The organism is Pseudoxanthomonas suwonensis, from assembly GCF_010093235.1.
In the GTDB taxonomy this organism is placed as follows: Bacteria; Pseudomonadota; Gammaproteobacteria; order Xanthomonadales; family Xanthomonadaceae; genus Pseudoxanthomonas; species Pseudoxanthomonas suwonensis.
Genome location: NZ_PDWP01000020.1, coordinates 1 through 26,384 on the forward strand (window position 1 = coordinate 1; position 26,384 = coordinate 26,384).

The 26,384-nt window shown below is 70.8% G+C and carries 23 protein-coding genes and 1 pseudogene; 14 read left to right on the forward strand and 10 right to left on the reverse strand.

Annotated elements, in window-relative coordinates; genetic code table 11:
• Positions 1-104 precede the first annotated feature (104 nt).
• Genes CSC68_RS10720 through CSC68_RS10765 form a run of 10 tightly spaced genes read left to right on the forward strand, consistent with a single transcriptional unit; the run spans position 105 to position 9,215 of the window.
• Entirely contained in the window at positions 105-386 is a 282-nt protein-coding gene (locus tag CSC68_RS10720) for a YerC/YecD family TrpR-related protein (RefSeq protein ID WP_162203624.1), read from the forward strand.
• A complete protein-coding gene (hisG, locus tag CSC68_RS10725) occupies positions 383-1,300 on the forward strand; it encodes an ATP phosphoribosyltransferase (protein WP_162203554.1) in 918 nt (305 codons plus the stop codon). Before CSC68_RS10720 ends, hisG begins: the two co-directional genes overlap by 4 nt.
• Entirely contained in the window at positions 1,297-2,631 is a 1,335-nt protein-coding gene (gene hisD, locus CSC68_RS10730) for a histidinol dehydrogenase (protein ID WP_162203555.1), read from the forward strand. Before hisG ends, hisD begins: the two co-directional genes overlap by 4 nt.
• Positions 2,628-3,713 (forward strand): histidinol-phosphate transaminase, encoded by a 1,086-nt coding sequence (gene hisC, locus CSC68_RS10735; protein ID WP_162203556.1) that lies wholly within the window; start codon positions 2,628-2,630, stop codon positions 3,711-3,713. Before hisD ends, hisC begins: the two co-directional genes overlap by 4 nt.
• Positions 3,710-4,783 (forward strand): bifunctional histidinol-phosphatase/imidazoleglycerol-phosphate dehydratase HisB, encoded by a 1,074-nt coding sequence (gene hisB, locus CSC68_RS10740; protein ID WP_162203557.1) that lies wholly within the window; start codon positions 3,710-3,712, stop codon positions 4,781-4,783. Before hisC ends, hisB begins: the two co-directional genes overlap by 4 nt.
• The gene (gene hisH / locus CSC68_RS10745) at positions 4,780-5,391 is read left to right on the forward strand and encodes an imidazole glycerol phosphate synthase subunit HisH (RefSeq protein ID WP_162203558.1); all 612 of its coding nucleotides are present in this window, start codon (positions 4,780-4,782) and stop codon (positions 5,389-5,391) included. The genes hisB and hisH overlap by 4 nt, the downstream gene beginning before the upstream one ends.
• Complete coding sequence (hisA, locus tag CSC68_RS10750; protein ID WP_162203559.1) at positions 5,391-6,143, forward strand: 1-(5-phosphoribosyl)-5-[(5-phosphoribosylamino)methylideneamino]imidazole-4-carboxamide isomerase; 753 nt, start codon at positions 5,391-5,393, stop codon at positions 6,141-6,143. Before hisH ends, hisA begins: the two co-directional genes overlap by 1 nt.
• Positions 6,137-6,910, forward strand: coding sequence for an imidazole glycerol phosphate synthase subunit HisF (gene hisF / locus CSC68_RS10755; protein WP_162203560.1), 774 nt, complete (start codon positions 6,137-6,139; stop codon positions 6,908-6,910). The genes hisA and hisF overlap by 7 nt, the downstream gene beginning before the upstream one ends.
• Positions 6,903-7,592, forward strand: a complete 690-nt coding sequence (gene hisIE / locus CSC68_RS10760; protein ID WP_162203561.1) for a bifunctional phosphoribosyl-AMP cyclohydrolase/phosphoribosyl-ATP diphosphatase HisIE — start codon at positions 6,903-6,905, stop codon at positions 7,590-7,592. The genes hisF and hisIE overlap by 8 nt, the downstream gene beginning before the upstream one ends.
• 57 nt (positions 7,593-7,649) lie before the next feature.
• Entirely contained in the window at positions 7,650-9,215 is a 1,566-nt protein-coding gene (locus CSC68_RS10765; RefSeq protein ID WP_162203562.1) for a calcineurin-like phosphoesterase C-terminal domain-containing protein, read from the forward strand.
• A 415-nt stretch (positions 9,216-9,630) separates the two neighbouring features.
• Here the strand turns inward: CSC68_RS10765 and mtnC are convergent, their stop codons facing one another.
• The 5 genes from mtnC to CSC68_RS10790 form a co-directional block, all read right to left on the reverse strand.
• On the reverse strand, positions 9,631-10,329 hold the full coding sequence (gene mtnC / locus CSC68_RS10770) for an acireductone synthase (protein ID WP_162203563.1): 699 nt from the start codon (positions 10,327-10,329) through the stop codon (positions 9,631-9,633).
• Positions 10,330-10,393: 64 nt separating this feature from the next.
• Positions 10,394-10,948, reverse strand: coding sequence for a 1,2-dihydroxy-3-keto-5-methylthiopentene dioxygenase (locus CSC68_RS10775; protein ID WP_162203564.1), 555 nt, complete (start codon positions 10,946-10,948; stop codon positions 10,394-10,396).
• 115 nt (positions 10,949-11,063) lie between these two features.
• Complete coding sequence (locus tag CSC68_RS10780; RefSeq protein ID WP_162203565.1) at positions 11,064-11,705, reverse strand: methylthioribulose 1-phosphate dehydratase; 642 nt, start codon at positions 11,703-11,705, stop codon at positions 11,064-11,066.
• Between the two features lie 68 nt (positions 11,706-11,773).
• Entirely contained in the window at positions 11,774-13,264 is a 1,491-nt protein-coding gene (gene nhaC, locus CSC68_RS10785; RefSeq protein WP_162203566.1) for a Na+/H+ antiporter NhaC, read from the reverse strand.
• Positions 13,265-13,283: 19 nt separating this feature from the next.
• A complete protein-coding gene (locus CSC68_RS10790; protein WP_162203567.1) occupies positions 13,284-14,771 on the reverse strand; it encodes an amino acid permease in 1,488 nt (495 codons plus the stop codon).
• Positions 14,772-14,939: 168 nt separating this feature from the next.
• On the opposite strand from CSC68_RS10790, the gene CSC68_RS10795 reads away from it, so the two are divergent.
• Positions 14,940-15,500: an NUDIX hydrolase gene (locus CSC68_RS10795; RefSeq protein ID WP_162203568.1), complete on the forward strand. Its 561-nt coding sequence runs from the start codon at positions 14,940-14,942 to the stop codon at positions 15,498-15,500.
• A gap of 214 nt (positions 15,501-15,714) precedes the next feature.
• Here the strand turns inward: CSC68_RS10795 and serA are convergent, their stop codons facing one another.
• Complete coding sequence (serA, locus tag CSC68_RS10800) at positions 15,715-16,956, reverse strand: phosphoglycerate dehydrogenase (protein ID WP_162203569.1); 1,242 nt, start codon at positions 16,954-16,956, stop codon at positions 15,715-15,717.
• A gap of 257 nt (positions 16,957-17,213) precedes the next feature.
• Between serA and CSC68_RS10805 the strand changes: the two genes are divergently transcribed.
• The 3 genes and pseudogenes from CSC68_RS10805 (at position 17,214) to CSC68_RS10815 (ending at position 20,804) form a co-directional block, all read left to right on the forward strand.
• Positions 17,214-18,602: an FAD-binding oxidoreductase gene (locus tag CSC68_RS10805; protein WP_162203570.1), complete on the forward strand. Its 1,389-nt coding sequence runs from the start codon at positions 17,214-17,216 to the stop codon at positions 18,600-18,602.
• Positions 18,603-18,682: 80 nt separating this feature from the next.
• Positions 18,683-18,991: a DUF2388 domain-containing protein gene (locus CSC68_RS10810; RefSeq protein WP_162203571.1), complete on the forward strand. Its 309-nt coding sequence runs from the start codon at positions 18,683-18,685 to the stop codon at positions 18,989-18,991.
• Positions 18,988-20,804 (forward strand): annotated as a pseudogene (locus CSC68_RS10815) (DUF7844 domain-containing protein). The gene CSC68_RS10810 and the pseudogene CSC68_RS10815 overlap by 4 nt, the downstream one beginning before the upstream one ends.
• A 239-nt stretch (positions 20,805-21,043) precedes the next feature.
• Here CSC68_RS10815 and yeiP read toward each other — a convergent pair.
• The 4 genes from yeiP to CSC68_RS10835 all read right to left on the reverse strand — a co-directional run bounded on the left by yeiP (position 21,044) and on the right by CSC68_RS10835 (position 26,378).
• On the reverse strand, positions 21,044-21,610 hold the full coding sequence (yeiP, locus tag CSC68_RS10820) for an elongation factor P-like protein YeiP (RefSeq protein WP_162203572.1): 567 nt from the start codon (positions 21,608-21,610) through the stop codon (positions 21,044-21,046).
• A 143-nt stretch (positions 21,611-21,753) separates the two neighbouring features.
• Positions 21,754-22,524 carry an SDR family NAD(P)-dependent oxidoreductase gene (locus CSC68_RS10825; protein WP_162203573.1) on the reverse strand — a complete coding sequence of 257 codons (771 nt, stop codon included), beginning with the start codon at positions 22,522-22,524 and terminating at the stop codon, positions 21,754-21,756.
• A gap of 78 nt (positions 22,525-22,602) precedes the next feature.
• On the reverse strand, positions 22,603-25,287 hold the full coding sequence (metH, locus tag CSC68_RS10830) for a methionine synthase (protein WP_162203574.1): 2,685 nt from the start codon (positions 25,285-25,287) through the stop codon (positions 22,603-22,605).
• Positions 25,284-26,378, reverse strand: coding sequence for a homocysteine S-methyltransferase family protein (locus CSC68_RS10835; protein WP_162203575.1), 1,095 nt, complete (start codon positions 26,376-26,378; stop codon positions 25,284-25,286). The genes metH and CSC68_RS10835 overlap by 4 nt, the downstream gene beginning before the upstream one ends.
• Between the last annotated feature and the right edge of the window lie 6 nt (positions 26,379-26,384).

The following is a 26,384-nucleotide window of genomic DNA, read 5'->3' on the forward strand; positions in this document are numbered from 1 at the left end:
CACCCACCACCCCCGTCAACTAACCGGTGTGCCTCGCCGGCACGCACCAATGTGTATCAGAGACAGGTCCCACCCCCGCCTCCGCGCGCCCCTCCGACCAGGCGCTGCAGGTCCTCGCTGACGCCATCGCCTCGTTGCAGACCGGCGAGGAGGTTGCGGCCTTCCTGCGCGACCTGTGCACGCCGGCCGAGCTGGAGGCGATGGTCGACCGTTGGGGGGTGGTGCCGCTGCTGCTCCGGGGCGTGCCGTATCGCGAGATCTACGAGCTGACCGGGGTCAGCGTCACCACCATTGGCCGGGTCGCGCGCACGCTGGAGCGCGGTGCCGGCGGCTATGCACTGGCCCTGGGCCGGAGCGTCACTTCCAGCGCGGAAACGACACCATGACTCCCCCCCTTGGAGCGGCCCCCCGCGACCGCCTCCGCATCGCCATCCAGAAGAGCGGCCGCCTCGCCGAGCCGGCCCGCAAGCTGCTGGCCGCCTGCGGCCTGAGCTGGCGCGAGAGCCGCGACAAGCTGTTCTGCTATGGCGAATCCCTCCCGGTCGACCTGCTGCTGGTCCGTGACGACGACATTCCCGGCCTGATCGCCGACGGTGTCTGCGACCTGGGCGTGGTCGGTCGCAACGAACTGGACGAGCAGGCCGGCGCGCGTGCGCAGATTGGCCTGCCGCAGGCCTACCGCGAACTGCGCGGCCTGGGCTTCGGCCAGTGCCGGCTGATGCTGGCAGTGCCGGAGGACTGGGACTGGACCGGCCCCGCGCAGCTGCGCGGCCGCGGCCTGCGCATCGCCACCAGCTATCCGTCCATCCTCTCGCGCTGGCTGCAGGAACAGGAGATCGACGCCCAGGTGGTGGAGCTGTCCGGCTCGGTCGAGATCGCCCCGCGCCTGGGCACGGCCGAGCTGATCTGCGACCTGGTCTCCAGCGGCGCCACCCTCAAGGCCAACCAGCTCAAGCCGGTGGAAACGCTGCTGGAAAGCGAGGCGGTGCTGGCTGGTCCGGCCGGCGGCTTCGACGACGCCCGCGCCGCGCTGGCGCAGATGCTGCTGCGGCGCATGGATGGCGTGCTGCAGGTGCGCGAGCGCAAACTGCTGATGTTCAACGCCGACCGCGAAGCGCTGCCGGCGCTTGAGCGGTTGCTGGCCGATGCCGGCCCGCTGGTGCAGCTGCCTTCTGCCAATGGCGCGCTGACCCTGCAGGCCATGTGCGAGGGCGCCGTGAGCTGGCAGCAGCTGGAGGAGCTGGAACGCGCCGGTGCGCGCCAGCTCATGGTCCTGGGCGTGGAGAGGTCGCTGGCATGAGCGCCGTGCAGAACACCCCCGCGCAGCCGGCCTGGAACCGGCTACGGTGGTCCGCGCTGGACGAGGCGGCGCGTGCACGTGCGCTCACCCGCCCGGTCCAGGTCGTGGCCGATGCCACGCGCCAGGCCGTGGCCGCCGTGCTCGACGCGGTGCGCAGCCGTGGCGACGAGGCCCTGCGCGAGCTGACCGCGCGCTTCGACAAGGTCGAGCTGGAGCGTTTCGAGGTCGGCGCCGAGGAATTCGCCGCGGCCGAAGCCGCCGTGTCGCCGGAACTGCGCCGGGCCATGGCCGATGCCGCCTCGCGCATCGAGGCCTTCCACCGTGCCGGCATGGGCAAGGGTTACAGCGTCGAGACCGCGCCCGGCGTGGTCTGCGAACGCATCATCCGCCCGGTGCCGCGCGTCGGCCTGTACGTTCCCGCCGGCAGCGCGCCGCTGCCTTCGACCGCGCTGATGCTTTGCGTGCCGGCCGCGCTGGCGCGTTGCCGCCAGGTGGTGCTGTGCACGCCGCCGCGCGCCGATGGCACGGCCGACCCGGCGGTGCTGGTGGCCGCGCGCCTGGCCGGCGTGGACCGCGTGTTCAAGCTCGGCGGCGCCCAGGCGATCGCCGCGCTGGCCTTCGGCACCGCCAGCGTACCCAAGGTCGACAAGATCTTCGGCCCCGGCAACAGCTACGTGGACGAGGCCAAGCGCCAGATAGCCCAGTGCGGCGCGGCGGCGATCGACATGCCGGCTGGTCCCTCCGAGGTGCTGGTGATCGCCGACGACGGCGCCAACCCGGCCTACGTGGCCTCGGACCTGCTGTCGCAGGCCGAGCACGGCCCGGATTCGCAGGTGCTGCTGCTGTCCGACAGCGCCGCCCTGATCGACCGCGTCGAGGCCGAGCTGGCGACCCAGCTCCAGGCGCTGCCGCGCGCGGACATCGCCCGCAAGGCGCTGGCGTCCTCGCGCCTGGTCCTGGTCGATTCGCTCGACGAGGCCTTCGCCATCAGCAACACCTATGCGCCCGAACACCTGATCCTGGCCCTGCGCGAGCCGCGCGACTGGCTGGATCGCGTGGAGGCCGCAGGTTCGGTGTTCCTCGGCGACTGGACGCCGGAGGCACTGGGCGATTACTGCAGCGGCACCAACCACGTCCTGCCGACCAATGGCGCCGCGCGCGCATGGAGCGGAGTGAGCGTGGCCAGCTTCCAGAACTTCGTCAGCGTGCAGGCGGCCAGCCGCGAGGGCATCCTCGCCATCGGCGAGTGCGCGGTGACCATGGCCCGCGCCGAACAGCTCGACGCCCACGCCAATGCCGTGGACCTGCGCCTGAAGGGGGCGGCGGCATGAGCGGGGATCTCCTTTCGCTGGTGCGCGAGGACCTGCGCGGCTTCGGCGGCTACAGCTCGGCGCGCAGCCACGCGCTGGACGGCGAGATCTGGCTCAACGCCAACGAAAGCCCCTGGGCCAACCCGGCCGATCCGGGCAGCCGCTGCCGGCGCTATCCCGACCCGCAGCCCGCCGCGCTGGTGCAGGCGCTGGCGCGGCTTTACGGCTGTGAGGCGTCGCAGGTTCTGGTGGGCCGCGGCAGCGACGAGGCCATCGACCTGCTGGTGCGCGCGCTGTGCGTGCCGCAGCGCGATGCGATCGTGACCACGCCGCCGGTGTTCGGCATGTACGCGGTCAGCGCCCGGCTTCAGAACGCACCGCTGCGCGAGGTGCCGCTGGTCGATGGCGCCGATGGCTTCATCGTCGACCTCGAGGCCGTGGCCACGGCGGCCGAGCAGGGCGGCGCCAAGCTGGTGTTCCTGTGCAGCCCGTCCAATCCCACCGGCGGCGACGTGCCGCTTGAAGGCATCGCCACGCTGGCGAAGCGCCTTGCCGGTCGTGCGCTCGTGGTGGTGGACGAGGCCTACGGTGAATTCTCCGACCAGCCATCGGCAGTGACGCTGATGGGCGGGAACCGCAACATCGCCGTGCTGCGCACGCTGTCCAAGGCGCATGCGCTGGCGGCGGCGCGGATCGGCACGCTGATCGCCGATCCTTCGCTCATCCGCGTGCTGCGTGCGTGCCAGGCCCCATATCCGATCCCGGCGCCGTGCACCGAGCTGGCCGTCGCCGGCCTGTCGCCGGAGGCGCTGGCGCGTACCGCCGAGCGCGTGGCGGTGGTGCGCAGCGAGCGCGCGCGGCTGGCCGCGGCGCTGGCCTCCGCGCCGGGCGTGCGCCGGGTCTATCCGTCCTCGGGCAACTACCTGCTGGTGCGCTTCGACGACGCCCGGGCCGCGTTCGACGGCCTGCTGGCCGCCGGCGTGGTGGTGCGCGACCAGCGCGCCGCGCCCCGGCTGGGAGACGCGCTGCGCATCACCATCGGCACCCCCGAACAGAACCAACGCGTGCTGGCCGTCCTGGCCGCACTGGAAGCCGCTGCATGACCCCGATCCTTTTCATCGACCGCGACGGCACCCTGATCGAGGAGCCGGAAGATTTCCAGATCGACGCCTACGAGAAGCTGCGCTTCGTCGAGGGCGTGATCCCGGCCCTGCTGAAGCTGCGCGACGCCGGCTACCAGTTCGTGATGGTCTCCAACCAGGACGGCCTGGGCACGGACAAGTATCCGCAGGAGGCCTTCGACGGCCCGCACAACCTGATGATGCAGGTGTTCGAGAGCCAGGGCATCCGCTTCCGCGACGTGCTGATCGACTGCAGCTGGCCGCACGAGAACAAGCCCACGCGCAAGCCGGGCATCGGCCTGGTCCTGCCCTACATCCAGGACCGTTCCATCGACTGGAAACGCTCGGCCATGGTCGGCGACCGCCCGACCGACAACGAGTTCGCCGCCAACCTCGGCATCCGCGCGTTCCAGCTGAAAACCCCGCAGTTCGGCGGGGAGTGGGACTGGTCCGGCATCGCCCACGAGCTGGCCGACGCGCCGCGGCGCGCCGTGGTCCAGCGCAACACGAAGGAAACGAAGATCCGCGTCGCCGTCGACCTCGACCGCGTGGCCGATCCGAAGATCCATACCGGCCTGCCGTTCTACGACCACATGCTGGAGCAGATCGGCAAGCACGGCGGCTTCGCCCTGGAAATCGATGCCGAGGGCGACCTGCACATCGACGAGCACCACACCATCGAGGACACCGCGCTGGCCCTCGGCCAGGCGCTGCGCGAGGCGCTGGGCGACAAGCGCGGCATCGGCCGCTATGGCTTCACCCTGCCGATGGACGAGACCCAGGCCAGTGCGGCGCTGGATTTCAGCGGTCGCCCGTACCTGGTCTACGAGGGCAGCTTCGTGCGCGAGCGCGTCGGCGACATGCCCACCGAGCTGGTGCCGCACTTCTTCCGCTCGCTGTGCGACGCCGCGGGCCTGAACCTGCACATCACCGTGACCGGCGACAACGACCACCACAAGATCGAGGCGAGCTTCAAGGCGCTGGCGCGCGCGCTGCGCCAGGCCATCCGCCGCGAGGGCGACGCGTTGCCGTCGACCAAGGGGGTGCTGTGAGCGTCGCGGGCAAGCGGGTCGTCGTCATCGATGCCGGCGGCGCCAACCTCGGCTCGGTCTGCTACGCGCTGGAACGCCTGGGCGTGCAGCCCGAGGTGGTCGCTGGTGCGTCCGGACTGGAAGGCGCCGACCGGGTGATCCTGCCCGGCGTCGGTGCCGCGCCCGAAGGCATGCGCCGCCTGCACGCACAGGGCCTGGTCGAGCCGTTGCGCAGGCTGCAGGTGCCGTTGATGGGCATCTGCCTGGGCATGCAGCTGCTGTACGAACGCTCGGACGAGGGCGACGTGGAATGCCTGGGGCTGCTGCCCGGCGTGGTCCGCCACCTGCCGCAGCTCACTTGCATCCGGATCCCGCACATGGGCTGGAACGGTCTTCGCAAGCTGCGCGAATCGCCGTTGCTGGACGGCGTGGAGGAGGGCGCGAAGGCATACTTCGTACACAGCTACGCCGCGCCGATCACCGCCGCCACCGTGGCCGCCACCGACCACGGCAGCCTGTTCACCGCGGTGGTGCACGACGGCCTGCGCTGCGGCGCCCAGTTCCACCCGGAGCGCTCGGCCGCTACCGGCGCGCGCATCCTCCGCAACTTCCTGGAGATGGATTTCTGATGGGCTTCACCGTCTATCCGGCGCTGGACATCCGCGGCGGGCGCGTCGTGCGCCTGGCCCAGGGCGACTATGCGCGCGAGACCCGGTACGGCGACGATCCGCTGCCGCGCGCCGCCGCATTCGCCCAGGCCGGGGCGCGCTGGATGCACCTGGTCGACCTGGATGCGGCCAAGGCCGGCGGCTACACCCTGGCGCCGCTGCTGGGGCAGATCGCGCGCGAGACCGGCCTGCAGGTGCAGACCGGCGGCGGCGTGCGCGGCCGCGACGACGTGGCCCGGATCCTCGATGCCGGCGCGGCGCGGGTGGTGGTCGGCTCGCTGTCGGTGCGCGAACCGGAGACCGTGATCGGCTGGCTTTCCGAGTTCGGCGGCGACCGCATCACCGTCGCCCTGGACACGCGCCAGGACGACGCCGGTACCTGGCAGCTGCCCGTGCACGGCTGGACCGAGAATGCCGGCGCAAGCCTGGACCAGTTGCTGCCGCGTTTCGTGGATGCCGGCCTGCGCCACCTGCTGTGCACCGACATCGCCCGCGACGGCATGCTGTCCGGTCCCAACCTGGACCTGTACGCGCACCTGGCGCGGCTGGCGCCAGGCGTGGCCGTGCAGGCTTCCGGCGGCGTGCGCGACGCGGCCGACGTCGCCGGCGCCCGCCAGGCCGGCTGTGCCGGCGCGGTGCTGGGCAGGGCGCTGCTGGAAGGGCGCCTGCAGCTGGCCGACGCGCTGGCGGTGGAGGAGGCCGTGCCATGCTGAGCCGCCGCATCATTCCCTGCCTGGACGTGCGCGACGGCCGCGTGGTCAAGGGCGTGCGCTTCCGCGACCACGTCGACATGGGCGACATCGTCGAGCTGGCAATGCGCTATCGCGACCAGGGCGCCGACGAGCTGGTGTTCTACGACATCGGCGCCAGCCCGGAAGGCCGCTCGGTCGACTACGCCTGGGTCGAACGGGTGGCGCGGCTGATCGACATCCCGTTCTGCGTGGCCGGCGGCATCCGCGACGTGGAAACCGCGCGCCGGGTACTGCATGCCGGTGCCGACAAGATCTCGGTCAACTCGCCGGCCCTGGAGCGTCCGCTGCTGGTGTCCGAGCTGGCCGACGCCTTCGGCGTCCAGTGCGTGGTGGTCGGCATCGATTCCATCCGCGAGTCCGATGGCCAGTGGCGGGTGCGCACCAACACCGGCGATCCGGGCAAGACCCGTGCGGTGGGCATCCGCACGGTGGACTGGATCGTCGAGGCACAGCGCCTGGGCGCCGGCGAGATCGTGCTCAACTGCATGGACAGCGACGGCGTGCGCCGTGGCTACGACATCGAACAGCTGCGCCAGGCACGTGCACTGTGCCGGGTGCCGCTGGTAGCCTCCGGTGGCGCCGGTGCCCCGGAGCACTTCGCCGAGGCCTTCGAGCGCGCCGACGTGGACGGTGCCCTGGCGGCCAGCGTGTTCCACAGCGGCGCGATCGCCATTCCCGAACTCAAGAGATACCTGCGGCAAAGGCAGGTCGAGGTGCGTGATGTCTGATGTTTCCAGCGCGGACGCGGTCGGCCGCATCGGCGTATTCCCCGGTGGTCTGGACTGGGACAAGTCCGGCGGCCTGCTGCCGGCCATCGTCCAGGACGCCGATACCCTGCGCGTGCTGATGCTCGGCTACATGGACCGCGAGGCGCTGCAGGCCACGCTGGCCCGCCGCCTGGTGACGTTCTACAGCCGCAGCAAGCAGCGCCTGTGGACCAAGGGCGAGACCTCCGGCCACGTGCTGGAACTGGTCGACGTGCAGGCCGACTGCGATTCCGACGCGCTGCTTGTGCTGGCGCGTCCGCGCGGCCCGACCTGCCACCTGCAGCGGCCCAGCTGCTTCGAGGCGGCACCGCACGCCACCAACGCCGTGCCGCGCAAGGTTGAGCCGGAAATCGGCTTCCTCGCCAAGCTCGACGCGTTGGTCGCCCAGCGCGAGCGCGAGCGTCCGGAAGGCAGCTACACAACCAGGCTGTTCGAGGCCGGCGTGCGCCGGATCGCGCAGAAGGTGGGCGAGGAGGGCGTGGAGACCGCGCTGGCCGGCGTCGCCCAGAGCGACGAACACCTGCTGGGCGAAGTGGCCGACCTGGTCTACCACACCACCGTGCTGCTGCACGCGCGCCGCCTGTCGCTGACCGATGCGGTGGCGGTCCTCGAGGAACGCCACGCCGAGCGCACCGGCCACTGACGACTGCGTCGCGCACGGCGGTAGCCTAGAATCCGGCTTTTCCCCAGGGGACGAGCCATGTCCAGACGTTCCGCCGCGTGGCTGCTGGCCTGCATCTCCGCGCTGGCCTGCGCCAGCGTCCAGGCGCAGGCCACGGTCGAGGTGACCGGCGTGGTCTACCAGGAGCAGGACGGCCGGCCCGGTCGTGGTTCCGGCGAGCCCGGCCTTGCCGGCGTGCTGGTGTCCGACGGCGAGCAGCTCGTGCGCACCGACCAGGATGGCCAGTACCGGCTGCAGGCACGCGCGGGCAGCGCGGTGTTCGTGGTCAAGCCGGCTGGGCATCGCTTCATTCCCGCTGCCGACGGCCTGCCCGCGTTCTGGGCACGCGTGCCAGGCAACGGCCGGCGCTTCGCTGCCGACTTCGCGCTCCCGCCGGGCACGGGAGCCGACGGCCGCTTCGGGGCGCTGGTGTTCACCGACCCCCAGGTCAAGAACGGGCGCGACATCGAGCATTCCCGCCGCGCCGTGGTCGAGCCGCTGGGCCGCCCTGGTGCGGCGCTCGGCGTCACCCTCGGCGACCTGGTCGACGACCGCACCGATCTTTATCCGGCGCTCAATGCGGTGACCACCCAGCTGGGCGTGCCGTGGTTCCACGTCCCGGGGAACCATGACCTCGACGAGGGCGCGACCTCGGACGCAGGCTCGCTGCGCGCCTGGAGCCGGACCTTCGGCCCGGACACCTATGCGGTGGAGGAGGGCGCCGCCGCCTTCGTGCTGCTGGACGACGTGGTGGTCACTCCCGGCGAAGGAGCCGGCTACACGGGCGGCCTGCGCGAGGACCAGTTCCGCTTCATCGAGCGCTATGTCGCCCAGCTGCCACGCGACCGGTTGCTGGTGCTGGGCCTGCATATCCCGCTGTTCGACCGTGGCCGCGGGGCCTTCCGCGCCGCCGACCGCGAGCGCCTGTTCGCCCTGCTCAAGGACCATCCGCGCGTGCTTGTGCTCAGCGGCCACAGCCACAACCAGCAGCACTACTGGCACGGCGCCGCCGACGGCTGGCATGGCACCACGCCGCTGCACGAGTACAACGTCGGCGCGATCTGCGGCGCGTTCTGGTCCGGAGTGCCGGATGCACGCGGCATCCCGGAGGGGACCATGAGCGACGGGACCCCGATCGGCCACGCACTGCTCACCGTGGAGCGCGATGGCACCTACGCGCTGGCGTACCGTCCGGCGCGCGCGGACGGCAGCGATCCCGCGTTCACCACGGCCATGGCCCTGCACGCGCCGAAGGTGCTCCGCCGCGGCGCGTATCCGGCCTGGGGCGTGTTCGCCAACGTGTTCATGGGCGACGCGGACACCAGGGTCGAGTACCGCATCGACGGTGGCCCGTGGAAGCCGATGCGCCGGGTCGAGCGTGCGGACCCGCGCCTGCTGGTGGAGAACGTGGCCGACGACCTGGCTCCGAGCCTGCGCGGCTACGACCGATCGCCGGAAGCCACCGCCTCGGGCCATCTGTGGCGCGGTGCGCTGGATACCAGGCTGGAGGCCGGCACGCACCGTGTCGAGGTGCGGGCATTCGATCGCTGGCAGGGGGAGGTGGTGGCGGCGACCAGCTATGCGCTGGAGGATGCGCAGCCCTGATCCGCAGCCCTGGCGGACGGCAGAGCCAGCCGCCAGCCGCCAGCCGTCAGCCGCCAGCCGCCAGCCGCCAGCCGCCAGCCGCCAGCCGCCAGCCGCCAGCCGCCAGCCGCCAGCCGCCAGCCGCCAGCCGCCAGCCGCCAGCCGTCAGCCGTCAGCCGCCAGCCGCCAGCCGTTGTTGGTGCTTCGGCTGTTGCCGCTGCCTTTGATTCTGCTGTTGCTCCTCCCTCCCGTTGGAGCGAACCGAGCATCGCAGCGGCGATGCGGGCCTCTACGCCCCCGCCGGCACTCCGATGCTCGGCTCGCTATAACGGGCGGGGAAGAGCAACAGCAAAGGCAAACGCAAACGCAAACGCAACGGCAACAGCCGGAGCAACGGCAGAGGCTGGGGCCGGTGGCTCGTCGCCGGGGCGTCGCCTCAGCGCGGCAGCGCGATCTCCTGGAAGCCCGTTACGCGGGTGTGCCCATGCGCCGCATCCTCCAGCCTCGGATGCGGGTAGTCCTCCGGGCGGTCGACCAGCACCGTGTGCAGGCCGGCGGCGCGGGCCGCGTCGAGCTCCTCGACCACGTCGGAGAGGAACAGGATCGAGTGCGGGGCCACGCCGATGGATCCGGCGATGCGGGTGTAGCTGGCCGGCTCGCGCTTGCCGCCGACCTCGGTGTCGTACCAGCCGGAGAACAGGCCGGTCAGGTCGCCGGCGTCGCTGTGGCCGAAGAACAGCTTCTGCGCAGGCACCGAGCCGGACGAGTACACGTACAGCGGCAACCCCAGGTCGTGCCAGCGCTGCAGCGCCTCGGCCGCGTCGCGGTAGATCGGCGCGGTGAAGTCGGCATTTCGGTATCCGGCCTCCCAGACCATGCCCTGCAGCGCCTTCAGCGCGGTGTGCTTGCGGTCCTGGTCGATCCAGCCCTGCAGCGTCTCCACGATCAGCTGGTCCTGGCAGGCGCCACCGATCTCCACCGCCACCGCGTCCAGCCAGCGCCGCACCTCCGGGTCCTGGCCGTGCCCGGCGACGAAACCGGGCAGGGCGCGGCGCGCGTACGGGAACAGCACGTCGCGCACGAACGAGATGCTGCTGGTGGTGCCTTCGATGTCGGTGAGGATGGCGCTGGTCATTCGGGATCCTTGAAACGGAGCGCCCCTCGCGATGGCGAGGGGCGGTGGGGCGTGCCGGCGGGACTCAGTGCACCTGCGGTTCGTAGCGCGGGAAGCGCTGGGCGATGTCGGTCCCGGTGAAGTGGCCGACCCAGCCGTCCGGCTCGGTGAAGAAGCGGATGGCGACGAAGCTCGGCTCCGGACCCATGTCGAACCAGTGGCGGGTGCCGTCGGGCACGGCGATCAGGTCGTCCTTGACGCACTCCACCTCGTAGACCTTGTCGTCCAGGTGCAGGGTGAACAGGCCCGAACCGGCGACGAAGAAGCGCACCTCGTCTTCCTTGTGGAAGTGCTCGTCGAGGAATTTCCTGCGCATCTCCTCGCGGTTCGGGTTGTCCGGGGCGATGCTGACCACGTCCACGGTCTTGAAGCCGCGCGCGGCCACCAGGCGGTCGATGTCGGCGCGGTAGGCCTCCATCACTTCCTCGGGGCTGGCGCCGGGGGTGATCGGCCTGGCCGCATGCCAGCGTTCGAAGGTCACGCCCACGCGTGCCAGTTCGGCGGCGATGGCATTGCCGTCGGTGCTCTCGAACAGCGGCTGTTCGGGGCGGTTCTCGTCGAAGATGCGCAGTCGGCTCATGGGGGTCACCTGTTGCTCAAGCCGCGGGATGCCGCGTGGACAGTGAAGATTACCAGTTGGGGGCCGGCTCGCTCATGACGCGGGGTTTTCAGGCCCCGCCGCGCCGGAATGAGGCTCAGGCGCCCAGCCGGCGCAGCTCCAGCTCGCAGCCGAGCAGGAACTCGAACGCTTCCAGGTGGCGGCGGGCATCGGCCATGGTGCGGCCCCAGGCGTACAGGCCATGGCCGTCGATCAGGTAGCCCCACATCGGCTGGCGGTCGAGCAGTTCGTCCACCTGCGCCGACAGCACGGTCATGTCCTGGGTGTTGGCGAACACCGGGACCTCGATCGCGGTCTCGTGGGTGCTGTTGCCCTCGAAGGCCTTCAGCAGCTCGTAGCCCTCCAGGCGGATGCGGCCCTCGCGTGCGTACAGCCGCGAGGCGACGGTCTGCACCTTCGAATGGGTATGCAGCACGCAGCCGACCTCCGGGAAGCGGCGGTACAGGCGGGTGTGCAGCAGGGTCTCGGCCGACGGACGCAGCTGGCGGCCGACGGCGCGGCCCTCCAGGTCCACGACCATGATGTCGTCCTCGACCAGCCGGCCCTTGTCGCGCCCGGAGACGGTGATGGCCGCGTGGGCCTCGTCCAGGCGCTGGGAGAAGTTGCTGCTGGTCGCCGGGGTCCAGCCCAGCTGCGCCAGCTCGCGCACGTTGCTGATCAGGGACTGGGCGCGCTCGCGCAGCAGCGCCGGGTCGTAGGGAAGCTCGGTCGTGTCCATGGGGCAAGTCTAGCGTGTGCAGCGCCGGGCCCGGCACGCAGGTGCGCGCCGGGTGCGTCGACCGGCAGTCAGGGAGTGGTCGGCTCGCTGCCCGCCACCGGTTCCTGCGGGCTTTCCGTTTCCGGCAGGCGCAGGATCTTGAACCCGGCAAGGGCCATGGCGATCGCGATCACCGGGCCGACCAGGTTGAAGAACGCATACGGCAGGTAATCCAGCGTCGCCACGCCGAGGGTGGCGGCCATGTACGCGCCGCAGGAGTTCCACGGCACCAGTGGCGAGGTGATGGTGGCGCCGTCTTCCAGGGCCCGCGACAGGTTCTGCGGGGCCAGGCCGCGGCGGCGGTACTCGGACTGGAACAGCCGGCCTGGCAGCACCAGCGACATGTACTGGTCGGCGGCAACGATGTTCATGCCAAGGGCGGTGGCGATGGTCGTGGCGACCAGCGAGCCGGCCGAGCGCGCGGCCACCAGCACGCTGCGGATCAGGCGCTCGAGCAGGCCGGTGCGCTCCATCACCGCGCCGAAGCCCAGCGCGCTGACGATCAGCCACACGGTGTTGAGCATGCTCGCCATGCCGCCGCGGGTGAGCAGTGCGTCGGCCGCGGCGTTGCCGGTGCTGGCCTGGTAGCCGTCGAACATGGCCTTCCACGCGCCGGCGAACATGGCCACCGGCCGGGACAGTTCCTCGTTGCCGGCCAGCGCCACCGCAAGGTCCGGCTGGAACACGATCGCGAACACGCCGCCCAGCAGCGCGCCGACCATGATCGTCGGATAGGCCGGGAAGCGCGCCACCGCCCGGCCGAACACCACCACCAGCGGGATCAGCAGGTGCCAGCCGAGGTGGAAGTGCGACTGCAGCAGCTGCGGCAACTCGCCGATGCTGGCCCCGGCCACCGGGGTCGCCGCGGTGGAGAAGCCGACGACGGTGAACAGCACCAGCGCGATCGCGAAGCTGGGGATGGTGGTCCAGGTCAGGTGGCGGATATGCGCGAACAGGTCGGCGCCGGCCGCGGCCGGGGCAATGATGGTGGTGTCGGAAACCGGCGACATCTTGTCGCCGAAGTAGGCGCCGGAGATCACCGCGCCGGCGGTGATCGGCAGCGACATGTCCATGCCCTGGGCCACGCCGATCAGGGCCACGCCCAGGGTGCCGGCCACCGTCCACGAGCTGCCGATGGCCAGCGCGACGATGCCGCAGATCAGGCAGGTGGCCGGGTAGAAGTACGCCGGGTGCATCAGCTTCATCCCGTACACGATCAGCGCGGGAACGGTGCCGCTGAGGATCCAGGTGCCGATCAGGGCGCCGACCGACAGCAGGATGAAGATCGGCACCACCGCCAGGGACACTCCGTGCACCAGGCTGTCCTGGATGTCCTTCCAGGCGATGCCGTTGCGCAGGCCGACCAGCGCGGCCACGCCGCTGGCCAGCATCAGCGCCACCTGGTTGGGACCGTAGGCGGTGTCGTCGAACAGGTTGACCGCGCAGACCAGCGCGGCGACCAGGAACAGCAGGGGAGCCAGCGCCTGGAGGATGCTGGGATCGCGCGTCGTCTTGCTCACGGTATGTGTCCGCCTGTGGTCAGCGCTTGTTGAGCTTGCTGTGGCGGTAGCCGTAGCAGAAATAGATCACCTGGCCCAGCACGGTCCAGCCGACGAACACCTTCCAGTGCTCGGCGAACGACTGCCAGAACAGGCCCAGGCAGGCGAGGAAGCCCAGCGGGCAGATCAGCCAGAAGAACGGGACCCGGAACGGGCGCGGCAGTTCCGGGCGCTTGAAACGCAGCACGAACACGCCCAGGCACACGGTGGCGAAGGCCAGCAGGGTGCCCATCGACACCAGTTCGCCAAGCACGCTCAGCGGCATGAAGCCGGCCAGCAGGCAGGCGATCACGCCGACGATGACCGTGCCCACGTGCGGGGTCTGGTAGCGCGGATGGACCCTGCCGAAGAGACGCGGCATCAGCCCGTCGCGGGACATCGAGTAGAAGATGCGCGGCTGCGCCATCAGCATCACCAGGATCACCGAGGACAGGCCTGCGATGGCGCCGATCTCGACCGCGGTCTTCAGCCAGCCCACGTTGGCGGTGGGGTCGGCCTTGAGCACCTCCTCCAGCGCGGTGGCCACCGGCTTGGCGCTGTCCAGCAGCGAGTAGTGGGTCATGCCGGTCAGCACCGCGCACACCGCGATGTAGACCAGGGTGCAAACCGCGAGCGAGCCGAGGATGCCGATCGGCATGTCGCGCTGTGGGTTCTTCGCCTCGCCGGCGGCGGTGGAGACCGCGTCGAAGCCGATGTAGGCGAAGAACACGATGGTGGCGGCGCGGAACACGCCGTCCATGCCGAACTTGCCCGGCCCCGTGTTCTCCGGGATGAACGGGGTCCAGTTGGCCGGATCGATGTACTGGATGCCGAAGCCGAGGAAGGCCGCGATCACGGTGATCTTGATGGCGACCACGATGGCGTTGGCGATCGCCGACTGGGTGATGCCGACGTAGCACAGGCCGCTGACCGCGGCCACGATCAGCACCGCCGGCAGGTTGATGATGCCGGCGGTGGCCACGAACCCGGTGCCGTTCCAGGCCAGCGGCGCGGCGGCCAGCTCGGCGGGGAAGGGCAGGCCAAGGGTGGTGGTCAGGAAGCTGGTCAGGTAGCCCGACCAGCCCACCGCGACCGTGGCCGAGGCGAACAGGTATTCCAGCACCAGGCACCAGCCGATGAACCAGGCCACGCCTTCGCCGAGGGTCGCGTATGCATATGAATAGGCGCTGCCGGAGACCGGCATCATCGAGGCGAATTCGGCATAGCACAGGCCGGCCATGGCGCAGGCGAAGCCGGCCAGGACGAAGCTGAGCATGATCGCGGGGCCGGCATGGTTGGCCGCGGCCTGGCCGGTCAGCACGAAGATGCCGGCGCCGATCACCGCACCTACGCCCAGCAGGACCAGCTGGCGGGCGGTCAGGGTGCGGCGCAGTGTCGCCTCGCCCTGGAGCGAGCCTTCGACCGGCTCGCCAGCATCGACGTGCGGTGCCGGTTCCATGGGCTTGGTGATGAACAGACGGTTGGGCATTGCGCGTTTCCCCCTGGTGGCCTGCAAGGGCCGGGTGCGAAGCGGCCAGCTGACGGCCACACAAGCGCCGTACCTTGCCAAACGGCCGGGGCGCTTGGCAATGCGCGGCGCGGCGCGGCCGGCTACGTGCATAATCCGGCGCCTCCCCTCGAAGCGGACCGGATTGCCATGGCGCCCGCACAAGCCCTGGCCACGCAGCTGGCCGAATACCGCTGCCGCTGGCCCGACCATGCCGCGCTGGCCGAGGCCTTCCTCGACCTGCTCGGCGACCCGGCTGATCCGTTCATCCGCGATCGCCTGGAGGGTCATTTCACCGGGTCGGCCTGGGTGGTCAGCGCCGACGGACGGCGGACCCTGCTGACCCACCACCGCAAGCTGGACCGCTGGCTGCAGCCGGGCGGCCACGCCGACGGCGAGCGCGACCTGGCGCAGGTGGCGCTGAAGGAGGCGCAGGAGGAGACCGGCCTGCCTGGCCTGCGCCTGGAGGACGGACGGATCTTCGACCTGGACCGGCACTGGATCCCGGAGCGCGGCGGCGTGCCCGGGCACTGGCACCACGACGTGCGCTACGTGGTGCGCGCCGGCGCGGACGAGCGTTTCGTGGTCAGCGAGGAGTCCCACGCCCTGGCATGGCGCGACATCGAGGAACTGCTCGACGATCCCGGCTGCGACGGATCGATGCGGCGCATGGCCGCCCGCTGGCTGGCCGCGCACCGCGACGGCCGTTGATCCAGGGCAACCGCTGACTCATCGTATTCGCCAGGATGGCCGGCACCGGCCGCACCGCCGGGGCGGGCCATCCGCGGGATCGGCGGGTTCTCGCTGCAGCCGGGTTTCGATGTTTCCGGCCTGGCCGGCGGCATGCGCGGCTTCGCGCTACGTACCCCGGAAACAGGACGGGTCGGCAATGCCGGCCCGCCGGGTCACACCTGGCAGCGCGTGCTCAGTACAGGACGCGCGTGCGCAGGGTGCCTTCGATGGCGGACAGCTCCTCCTTCAGCACCGCCGCCTGGGCCTCGTCCGCGGCCACGTCGATCACCACGTAGCCGACCTTCGGGTCGGTGCGCAGGAACTGGCCGTCGATGTTGACCGCATTGCGGCTGAAGATCTCGTTGACCTTCGACAGCACGCCCGGCACGTTGCGGTGGATGTGCAGCAGGCGCAGGCTGCCCTCGTGCTCGGGCAGGGTGACCTCCGGGAAGTTCACCGCCGACAGGGTGCTGCCGTTGTCGCTGTAGCGCACCAGCTTGGCCGCCACCTCCACGCCGATGTTCTCCTGCGCCTCAAGCGTGCTGCCGCCGATGTGCGGGGTCAGGATCACGTTGTCGAAGCGGGTCAGCGGCGAGACGAAGGGATCGTTGTTGCCCTTGGGCTCGACCGGGAACACGTCGACCGCGGCGCCGCCGACATGGCCCGATTCCAGCGCCGCGGCCAGCGCGTCGATGTCGACCACGGTGCCGCGCGAGGCGTTGATCAGGTGCGCGCCCGGCTTCATCGCCGCGATCTGGGCGGCGCCGAACATGTTCTTCGTCGCCGGGGTTTCCGGCACGTGCAGGGTGACCACGTCCGATTGCGCCAGCAGGTCCTCCAGGCTCTGCGCGGCGCGCGCATTGCCCAGCGAGAGCTTGGTCTCGATGTCGTGGAAGACCACGTGCATGCCCAGCGCCTCGGCCAGCACGCCGACCTGGGTGCCGATGTGGCCGTAGCCGATGATGCCCAGGGTCTTGCCGCGCGCCTCATGGCTGCCGGCGGCGGACTTGGACCAGCCGCCGCGGTGGCATTGCGCGTTCTTCTGCGGGATGCCACGCATCAGCATCACCGCCTGCGCGACCACCAGCTCGGCCACCGAGCGGGTGTTGGAATAGGGCGCGTTGAACACCGGGATGCCGGCCAGCTCGGCCGCTTCCAGGTCCACCTGGTTGGTGCCGATGCAGAAGCAGCCCACCGCGATCAGGCGCTTGGCATGGGCCAGCACGGCGGCGGTCAGGTGGGTGCGCGAGCGGATGCCGACGATGTGGGCCTCGGCGATGCGCGCCTTCAGCTCGTCCTCCGGCAGCGACTTCTCGTGGAATTCGATCTGGCTGTAGCCGGCCGCGCGGAAGGTCTCCACCGCGGTCTGGCTGACGCCCTCCAGCAGCAGCACGCGGATGTCCGATTTCGGGAAGGAGGTCTTCTTGGGCGACATGCGCGCGGCTTCCGGATCAGCAGTGGCGGGAGCCGCCAACTATGCCAGAACCGCCCCCTGTTTTCCGCGCTGCGTCATCGCCTGGACGCAACACCGCGTGTCCCCGGTGGCGGCAGTTTCGCCAGGGAAAGTTGCCGTTGAAACAAGGGCTTGGCGAAACGCCGGGCGCGTCCGGCCCGCGTCCGCGCCGCCGCTGGACGCGACCGGCCCCAGGCTGGCACGCTTGCCGGCTCCCGCACCGCCTGCCGCACCTTCCCATGACCGATCCCCGCATCGCCGACCTGCTTGCGTCGGTGCCCGACCTGCGCCTGAAGACCGACGCCGCCGACCTGGAGCACTACGGCCGCGACTGGACCCGCCGCTGGACCCCGGCGCCGCTGGCCATCGCCCTGCCGGCCACGGTCGAGGAGGTCCAGGCCGTCGTGCGCTGGGCCAACCGCCACCGGGTCGCGATCGTGCCCTCCGGCGGCCGCACCGGCCTGTCCGGCGGCGCGGTGGCGGCCAATGGCGAGCTGGGGCTGAGCCTGGAGCGGATGAACAAGGTCGTCGAATTCGACCGCGTCGACCGCACCCTGACCGTGCAGGCCGGCATGCCGCTGGAGGCGGTGCACAACGCGGCGGCCGAGCACGGGCTCATCTATCCGGTCGACTTCGCCGCGCGCGGCTCCTGCTCGATCGGCGGCAACATCGCCACCAATGCCGGCGGCATCCGCGTGATCCGCTACGGCAACACCCGCGAGTGGATCGCCGGGCTGACCGTGGTCACCGGCGGCGGCGAGCTGCTGCACCTCAACCGCGGCCTGGTCAAGAACTCGTCCGGCTACGACTTCCGCCAGCTGATGATCGGCTCCGAAGGCACCCTGGGCATCGTGGTCGAGGCCGTCCTGCGCCTGACCGATCCGCCTCCGCCGACCAACGTGATGCTGCTGGCGCTGCCCTCGTTCGAGGTGCTGATGCAGGTGTTCGCCGAGTTCCGCGGCCGCCTGCGCCTGGAGGCGTTCGAATTCTTCACCGACCGCGCCCTGGCCCATGTCCTGGCCCACGGCGCGCAGAAGCCGCTGGAAGACGAGTACCCGTTCTACGTGGTCACCGAATTCGCCAGCAACGACGAGGCCACCGAGGCCGCGGCCATGGCCGCGTTCGAGCACTGCATGGAGCAGGGCTGGGTGGCCGACGGCGTGATCAGCCAGTCCGAGGCGCAGGCGCAGCAGATCTGGCGCCTGCGCGAGGGCATCACCGAATCCGTGGCCAGGTACAAGCCCTACAAGAACGACGTCTCGGTAAGGGTTTCGGCCATGCCGGCCTTCCTGCGGCAGGCCGAGGCCCTGCTGGGCGAGGCCTATCCGCATTTCGACGTGGTCTGGTTCGGCCATATCGGCGACGGCAACCTGCACATCAACGTGCTCAAGCCGGACGACACCTCCGACGCGGACTTCGTGGCCCAGTGCGAGCACGTGACCAAGCTGCTGGCGCAGGCGCTGCAGGAACATGGCGGCAGCATTTCCGCCGAGCACGGCATCGGCCTGGTCAAGAAGCCCTACCTGGGCAGCACCCGCAGCGAGGCCGAGATCGCGCTGATGCGGGGGGTCAAGCAGGTGTTCGATCCCAACGGGATCCTCAACCCCGGCAAGCTGTTCGACAGCTGAGCGGCAGTGCGGCGAAGGTGCACGGAGCCCGGGTGGCAGGGTAGTCTTCACGGATCTTTCACCAATCCTGGCCTGTCCCCATGAAGCACCTCGTCCTGCCTGCCGCCGCCGTCCTGCTGGCCTTCGCCCTGCCGTCGCAGGCCTCCAGCTTTGCCGGCACTTCCGCCGGTGCCTCCTCGGCCGGCACCTCGGCGTCCTCCGGCAGCACCTCCGGCGACGACAAGCTGGTCCAGGCCGCGCGCGAGGACGCCGCCGGCTTCGTCGCCAGCGAAGGCCAGGTGCGCAGCGCCCGCTTCGAGGCCGCCCTGCGCGTGCTGCGCGAACGCGACGCCGCCGCCCGCCAGGCTAGTGACCTGGAGCTGGCGCGGAAGATCCTCGCCGCCGAATGATCCGCCTCCCGGCGCTGGCGGCCCTCCTGCTGGCCAGCGCCACGGTCGCCGCCGCGCCGCGCTTCGGGCTTCCCGCCGGACTCGGCGCCGCCGACGCAGCCGCGACGCAGGTCCTGGTCGCGGCCGCCCAGGCGCGGCTGCCGCCCTCCTGGGCCCAGGCCCTCGATCGCCCGGTCGCGCTGGAATGGCGCGACGACCTTCCCGAAGGCGTGCATGGTCGCGCCCGGCAGTGGCGCATCCTGCTCAGGCGGGAACTGCTGGACGACTGGAAGCAGCGGCAGGGCACGGCCGCCCCTGAAGCGGAAGCCCCCGCGTTGGCGGCGCTGCTGCACGAACTGGCGCACCTGTACGACCGCACCGCTTCCGGCGGCATGTCGCGGGATCCGCGCCTGCTCGGCCTGGCTGGCTGGCAGAAGTCCGCGGTGCGGCCCGGCCGCCGCGCCCGCAACGATTTCCGCGACCGCAGCCCCGATCCGTACGAACTGGCCTCGCCGCGCGAGTACGTGGCGGTCAACCTCGAGCATTACCTGCTGGACCCGGACTATGCCTGCCGGCGTCCGGCGCTGGCGGCGTACTTCGACGCGCGTTTCGGCACCGCCCCGGCGCGCCCTCCGGCCTGCGCGGAAGGGCTGGCCTTCGTCCAGGATCCGGCGGCCGGCGCCGAGCCGCTGCGCCTGCTGGATCCCCGGCGGGTCTACGCGGTCGACTACCTGCTGGCCGGCGACGGCGCGGGCATGGCCAGCCGCTGGGGCCACGCCATGCTGCGCCTGGTGGTATGCGCGCCCGGGCGCGAACCCGGGCCGGACTGCCGGCTGGACCTGCAACACCACCTGGTGCTGTCGTTCCGCGCCTTCGTCGACGACCTGCAGATCTCCAGCTGGAGCGGCCTGACCGGTCGCTATCCCTCGCGCCTGTTCGCGCTGCCGCTTGGGCAGGTGGTCGACGAGTACACCCGGGTGGAGCTGCGCGACCTGCACGCGATCCCGCTGGCACTGTCGCCCGAAGAGGTGGCGGCGGTTGCCACGCGCGCGGCGCAGCTGCACTGGAGCTACGACGGCCGCTACCTCTTCGCCAGCAACAACTGCGCGGTGGAAACCTGGAAGCTGCTGCACGACGCGGTGCCGCGCCTGGCGGCGCTGCCGCTGCGCTCGCTATTCCCCAACGGCCTGGCGCGAAGGTTGCGCCGGCACGGGGTGGTCGATGCCGCGGCGGTGCCCGTGGATGCGGCGGAAAGGGTGCGGCTTGGCTTCCACTTCGAGGCGGCCAGCACCATTACGAATCGATGTACGCGGTCGCCCGTGCCGCCCTTGGCCTGCAGGCCGGCAGCGCCCGCGACTGGATCGCGCTGCCGCCGGCGCGGCGCAGGCCGGCGCTGGAGCAGGCGGGGCTGAAGGCTGCCGCGGCCCTGCTGGTGCTGGAGTCGGCCGCGCTGCGGCGCGAGGAGGCCCTGGCCCGCGACGCGCTCAAGCGCCGCTGGATGGGGCGCATCGCCGCCGCCGACAGTGGCGTGGCCGGGGACGTGCAACTGTTCCTCGAGGTGGGCGATGCCTTCAGCCGCCCGGCCGCCTGGCTGGAGGATGTGGAGGGCTACGGACTGCCGCAGTGGGCCGAACGCGAGCGTCTGGAGGCCACCGCGGTCGCCTCCGCGGAAGGCCGCCGGAGCCATGCCCGCGAGCTGGAAGCGCGCATCCGCGCATTGCTGCCTGCCACGCGGCGTGAGGCGCTGGACGGCACGGAGTCGAACCTGGCGCTGCTGGGCGAGCGCCTGCGTCGGTTGGCGCGGGAGGAAGGAGGGTTGCAGGCCGCGCAGTAGACGGGTCGCCCGGACAAGGCCGCGGCCCCATCCGGGGTCGGCTGCATCCCGGGACGACGCGGACCCCCATGCGTGGTGTCCCGGATGCGCTCCGCTTATCCGGGCTACGCGAACGCCCTGGCCCGGTGAACGCGGGACCCGTGGCCGCCCTCGCGAATCACCAATCCCCAATCACCAATCCCGGATCACCAATGCCAAATCCCGCCATCCCGGCCGCATCCGCGGCCGGGATGGGCCACTCAGTCGGCGCGGCCGCCGAACTCGCCGGTGGTGGTGTTGACCAGGATCTTCTCGCCGTTGGCGATGTACTCCGGGACCATGATCTCGATGCCGGTGCTGAGCTTGGCCGGCTTCGGGCGCTTGGTCGCGGTGCCGCCCTTCAGTTCCGGCGGGGTCTCGACCACTTCCAGGGTCACGTGCTGCGGCAGCTGGATCGCCACCGGCTGCTCGTCGATCACCTGCACGTAGATGCCGGTCAGGCCGTCGGTGATGTAGCCCACCGCATCGCCCAGCGCGGCCGGGTCCAGGGTGTACGGGGTGTAGTCCTCGTCGTCGAGGAACACGAAGGCGTCGCCGTCCTTGTACGAGAAGCTGGCCTGGCGGCGCAGCAGCTCGACCTCGGTCAGCTGGTCGTCGGCGTCGAAGCTGGCGTCCAGCTTGGTGCCGCCGGGCACCGAGTACATGATGAAGCGGTAGCGGACGTTGCCGCCGCGGCCCTGCGGCGAGCTGCGCTCGATGTCGCGGATCTGGTAGACGCCGTTGTTGTACTCGACGACGTTGCCCTTCTTGATTTCGCTGGCTTTCATGGATGAAGTCCGGGATTGGAGATTCGGGATACGGGATTCGTTGTGCGGGCTGGGTTCTTCGTGATTCGACGATCGCGCCGGAGCGGGGAAGGCTCTGCTCTTGCTTCTCCCAATCCCCAATCCCGAATCCCCAATCCCCGCTCCTATTTCGGCGCCAGGCGGGTCGCGCCGTCGAGGCGGATGGTCTCTCCGTTGAGGTAGCGGGTGCGCAGGATGAAGGCGACGGTGTCGGCGAACTCGGCCGGCTGGCCCAGGCGGGCCGGGAAGGGGATGGTCGCCGCCAGCGACTGCTGCACCGATTCGGGCATGCCGTCGACCATCGGGGTCCAGAAAACGCCCGGGGCCACGGTCATGACGCGGATGCCGAAGCGCGCCAGTTCGCGCGCCATCGGCAGGGTCATGCCGACCACGCCGCCCTTGGAGGCCGAGTACGCGGCCTGGCCGATCTGGCCCTCGTAGGCGGCGACCGAGGCGGTGTTGACGATCACCCCGCGCTCGCCGTCCTCGCCCGGCGCGTTGTGCTGCATGAGCGCCGCCGCGGCCTTGGCCACGTTGAAGCTGCCGACCAGGTTGACCATCACGGTACGGGCGAAGCCGTCCAGCGGCATCGGGCCTTCCTTGCCGAGCACGCGGCCGGCGCCGAGGATGCCGGCGCAGTTGACCGCAACGTTCAGGCCGCCGAGGAAGTCGCGCGCGGCCGCCAGGGTCGCGGCGACGCCGGCCTCGTCGGTGACGTCGGTGCGGAAGTAGCGCGCGTTGTCGGCGCCCAGCGCCTCGACCGCGGCGGCGCCCTTGTCGTCGTTGACGTCGAGCAGGGCGACCTTGCCGCCATCGGCGACGATGCGCTGGGCCACGGCCAGGCCCAGGCCGGAGACGCCGCCGGTGACCACGGCGCGGACGGTATCTGGCTGCATCGGAAGGTTTCCGGTGTAAGGGTCGTCCATTGTAGGCGGAGCCCCCGGCGCAGCGGCAGGGGGCTCCGCCCGACCCGGTCACTCGGGGTCGTAGTCCAGGTTGGAGGCCAGCCAGCGCTCGACCTGCGCCTTGTCGACGCCCTTGCGGCGGGCGTAGTCGGCGACCTGGTCCTTGCCGACGCGGCCGACCACGAAGTACTGGCTGCGCGGATGGCTGAAGTAGTAGCCCGACACCGCTGCGGTCGGCAGCATGGCGAAGCTGCTGGTCAGCGACATGCCGGCATTGGCCGGCGCGTCCAGCAGGCGGAACAGGGTGGCCTTCTCGCTGTGATCCGGGCAGGCCGGGTAGCCCGGGGCCGGACGGATGCCGCGGTACTGCTCGGCGATCAGGGCCTCGTTGTCCAAGGCCTCGTCTGCGGCGTAGCCCCAGAACTCCCTGCGGACGCGCTGGTGCAGGCGCTCGGCCAGGGCCTCGGCCAGGCGGTCGGCCAGCGACTTGAGCAGGATCGCGTTGTAGTCGTCGTGCTCGGCCTCGAAGCGGGCGACGTGCTCGTCGATGCCGATGCCGGCGGTCACGGCGAAGGCGCCGATCCAGTCCTGCACCCCGCTGCCGTGCGGGGCGATGAAGTCGGCCAGGCAGAAGTCCGGGCGGTCGGCCGGCTTGTCCACCTGCTGGCGCAGGAAGTGCAGGGTGGCAGGGCCTCCGGCGTGCTGCAGCACCACGTCGTCGCCGTGGCTGGCGGCCGGCCAGATGCCGTAGACAGCGCGCGCGGTCAGCCACTTCTCCGCGACGATGCGCTTGAGCATCGCCTGCGCGTCGCGGAACAGTTCGCTGGCCTGGCCGCCGACCACCGCGTCCTGCAGGATCGCCGGGTACTTGCCGGCCAGTTCCCAGGCCTGGAAGAACGGCGTCCAGTCGATGTAGGGCAGCAGGTCTTCCAGCGGCCAGTCGAAGGCGTGCACGCCGGACTGGTTGGGCTGCGGCGGGAGGTAGGCGTCCCAGCCGCCATCGAAGCGCTGGCCACGTGCCTTTTCCAGCGGGACCAGGCGCTTGGCGTCGCCGCGGTTGGCGTGGCGGGCGCGGATCTCGGCATAGTCGGCCTCGTTGGCCGCGACGAAGCCCTGGCGCAGCTCGGGCGAGATCAGCGACTGGGCCACGCCCACCGCGCGCGAGGCGTCCTTCACCCAGACCACGGGGGCCTTGTAGTGCGGATCGATCTTCAGCGCGGTGTGCGCGCGCGAGGTGGTGGCGCCGCCGATCATCAGCGGGGTGTCGAAGCCCTGGCGCTGCAGTTCGCGCGCCACGTGGCTCATCTCCTCCAGCGAGGGCGTGATCAGGCCGGACAGGCCGACCAGGTCGGCCTGGTGCTCACGCGCGGCGTCCAGGATCTTCTGCGCCGGCACCATCACCCCGAGGTCGATCACCTCGAAGTTGTTGCACGCCAGCACCACCCCGACGATGTTCTTGCCGATGTCGTGCACGTCGCCCTTGACCGTGGCCATGACGATGCGGCCGTTGTTCTTGCCGGCGTCGCCGGTGCGCAGCTTCTCCGCCTCGATGTAGGGCAGCAGGTAGGCCACGGCCTTCTTCATCACGCGCGCGGACTTCACCACCTGCGGCAGGAACATCTTGCCGGCGCCGAACAGGTCGCCGACCACGTTCATGCCGTCCATCAGCGGGCCTTCGATCACGTCCAGCGGGCGCGCGGCCTGCTGGCGGGCCTCCTCGGTGTCCTCGTCGACGAAGGCGTCGATGCCGTGGACCAGGGCATGGGCCAGGCGTTCGTTGACCGGCTTCTGCCGCCAGGCCAGGTCCTCGACCTTCTTCTCGCCCTTCCTGCCCTTGTAGCGCTCGGCGATCTCCAGCAGGCGCTCGGTGGCGTCGCGGCGGCGGTTGAGGACCACGTCCTCGACCCGCTCGCGCAGCTCCGGGTCCAGGTCGTCGTACACCGGCAGCGCGCCGGCGTTGACGATGCCCATGTCCATGCCGGCCCTGATCGCGTGGTACAGGAACACCGAGTGGATCGCGCCGCGCACGGTCTCGTTGCCGCGGAAGGAGAACGACACGTTGGACACGCCGCCGGACACGTGGCAGTGCGGCAGGGTCTGGCGGATGATGCGGGTGGCCTCGATGAAGTCCACCGCGTAGTTGTCGTGCTCCTCGATGCCGGTGGCGATCGCGAAGATGTTGGGATCGAAGATGATGTCCTCGGGCGGGAACCCGACCTCGTCCACCAGGATGCGGTAGGCGCGGGTGCAGATCTCCACCTTGCGCGCGCAGGTGTCGGCCTGGCCCTGTTCGTCGAAGGCCATCACCACCACCGCCGCGCCGTAGCGCAGTACCTTGCGGGCGTGCTCGACGAACACGTCCTTGCCTTCCTTGAGCGAGATCGAATTGACCACGCCCTTGCCCTGCAGGCACTTCAGGCCGGCCTCGATCACGCTCCACTTCGAGCTGTCGACCATCACCGGGATGCGGGCGATGTCCGGCTCGGCGGCGATCAGGTTGAGGAACCTGGTCATCGCCTTCTCCGAATCGATCAGGCCCTCGTCCATGTTCACGTCGAGGATCTGCGCCCCGTTCTCCACCTGCTGGCGCGCGACTTCCACCGCCTCGGCGTAGCGCTCCTCCTTGATCAGCTTGCGGAACTGCGCGCTGCCGGTGACGTTGGTGCGCTCGCCGATGTTGACGAACAGCAGCTCCGGGGTGATGACCAGCGGTTCCAGGCCGGACAGGCGGGTATGGCGGGGGACGGTGCTCATGCGGCCTGCTCCAGGGCGGCGGCGGGAACACGCGGCGCCACCCCACTCACGGCCTCGGCGATCGCACGGATATGGTCCGGGGTGGTGCCGCAACAGCCACCGACCAGGTTGAGCAGCCCGGCCTCGGCGAACTCGCGCAGGGTCGCGGCCATCTCTTCCGGTGTCTCGTCGTAGCCGCCGAAGGCGTTGGGCAGGCCGGCATTGGGATGGGCGCTGACGTAGTACGGCGAGACCTGGGCCAGGGCCTCGATGTGCGGGCGCAGGTCCCGCGCGCCCAGTGCGCAGTTCAGGCCGATCGACAGCGGCCGCGCATGGGCCAGCGAGGTGTGGAAGGCCTCCGCGGTCTGCCCGGACAGGGTGCGCCCGGAAGCGTCGGTGATCGTGCCGGAGATCATCACCGGCAGGCGCGCGCCGCGGGCCTCGAACGCTTCCTCGACCGCGAACAGCGCCGCCTTGGCGTTGAGCGTGTCGAAGATGGTCTCGACCATGATGGGGTCGGCGCCGCCGTCGACCAGGCCCTCGACCGCCTCGCGGTAGGTGGCGCGCAGCTCGTCGAAGCTGGTGTTGCGGAAGCCGGGATCGTTGACGTCCGGGCTGATCGAGGCGGTGCGGCTGGTCGGGCCGAGCACGCCGATCACGAAGCGCGGCCGGCCCGTGGCCTTCTCCACCTCGTCGCAGGCCTTGCGCGCCAGGGCCGCGCCAGCCTTGTTGAGCTCGTAGACCAGGTGCTCGAGGTGGTAGTCGGCCTGGCTGACCGAGGTGGCGTTGAAGGTGTTGGTCTCGACCAGGTCGGCGCCGGCCTCAAGGTAGGCGCGGTGGATGCCTTCGATGACCTCGGGACGGGTGAGCAGCAGCAGGTCGTTGTTGCCCTTGAGGTCGTGGCCGCAGCCCGGGCCGTGGCCCTCGTGCGCGGGATGGTGCTGGCGGTCGTAGCCCTCGGCGAAGCGCTCGCCGCGGTAGTCGGCCTCGCCAAGGCCATGGCGCTGGATCATCGTGCCCATCGCGCCGTCGATGACCAGGATGCGTTCGCGCAAGCCGCGCTCGAGCAGGGCGACTCGTTCGGGATGCAGCCAGGGGAGGGAGCGGGACATGGCAGG

Excerpts from the sequence above, each read along its gene's own strand:
- hisD (WP_162203555.1), top strand. The coding sequence starts at position 1,297 with ATGAGCGCCGTGCAGAACACCCCCGCGCAGCCGGCCTGGAACCGGCTA.
- CSC68_RS10805 (WP_162203570.1), top strand. The coding sequence starts at position 17,214 with ATGACCGATCCCCGCATCGCCGACCTGCTTGCGTCGGTGCCCGACCTG.
- CSC68_RS10825 (WP_162203573.1), bottom strand. The coding sequence starts at position 22,524 with ATGCAGCCAGATACCGTCCGCGCCGTGGTCACCGGCGGCGTCTCCGGC.
- CSC68_RS10765 (WP_162203562.1), top strand. The coding sequence starts at position 7,650 with ATGTCCAGACGTTCCGCCGCGTGGCTGCTGGCCTGCATCTCCGCGCTG.
- hisB (WP_162203557.1), top strand. The coding sequence starts at position 3,710 with ATGACCCCGATCCTTTTCATCGACCGCGACGGCACCCTGATCGAGGAG.
- hisC (WP_162203556.1), top strand. The coding sequence starts at position 2,628 with ATGAGCGGGGATCTCCTTTCGCTGGTGCGCGAGGACCTGCGCGGCTTC.
- CSC68_RS10795 (WP_162203568.1), top strand. The coding sequence starts at position 14,940 with ATGGCGCCCGCACAAGCCCTGGCCACGCAGCTGGCCGAATACCGCTGC.
- CSC68_RS10775 (WP_162203564.1), bottom strand. The coding sequence starts at position 10,948 with ATGAGCCGACTGCGCATCTTCGACGAGAACCGCCCCGAACAGCCGCTG.
- metH (WP_162203574.1), bottom strand. The coding sequence starts at position 25,287 with ATGAGCACCGTCCCCCGCCATACCCGCCTGTCCGGCCTGGAACCGCTG.
- hisIE (WP_162203561.1), top strand. The coding sequence starts at position 6,903 with ATGTCTGATGTTTCCAGCGCGGACGCGGTCGGCCGCATCGGCGTATTC.
- serA (WP_162203569.1), bottom strand. The coding sequence starts at position 16,956 with ATGTCGCCCAAGAAGACCTCCTTCCCGAAATCGGACATCCGCGTGCTG.
- yeiP (WP_162203572.1), bottom strand. The coding sequence starts at position 21,610 with ATGAAAGCCAGCGAAATCAAGAAGGGCAACGTCGTCGAGTACAACAAC.
- hisF (WP_162203560.1), top strand. The coding sequence starts at position 6,137 with ATGCTGAGCCGCCGCATCATTCCCTGCCTGGACGTGCGCGACGGCCGC.
- CSC68_RS10810 (WP_162203571.1), top strand. The coding sequence starts at position 18,683 with ATGAAGCACCTCGTCCTGCCTGCCGCCGCCGTCCTGCTGGCCTTCGCC.
- mtnC (WP_162203563.1), bottom strand. The coding sequence starts at position 10,329 with ATGACCAGCGCCATCCTCACCGACATCGAAGGCACCACCAGCAGCATC.
- hisA (WP_162203559.1), top strand. The coding sequence starts at position 5,391 with ATGGGCTTCACCGTCTATCCGGCGCTGGACATCCGCGGCGGGCGCGTC.
- CSC68_RS10835 (WP_162203575.1), bottom strand. The coding sequence starts at position 26,378 with ATGTCCCGCTCCCTCCCCTGGCTGCATCCCGAACGAGTCGCCCTGCTC.
- hisG (WP_162203554.1), top strand. The coding sequence starts at position 383 with ATGACTCCCCCCCTTGGAGCGGCCCCCCGCGACCGCCTCCGCATCGCC.
- CSC68_RS10780 (WP_162203565.1), bottom strand. The coding sequence starts at position 11,705 with ATGGACACGACCGAGCTTCCCTACGACCCGGCGCTGCTGCGCGAGCGC.
- CSC68_RS10790 (WP_162203567.1), bottom strand. The coding sequence starts at position 14,771 with ATGCCCAACCGTCTGTTCATCACCAAGCCCATGGAACCGGCACCGCAC.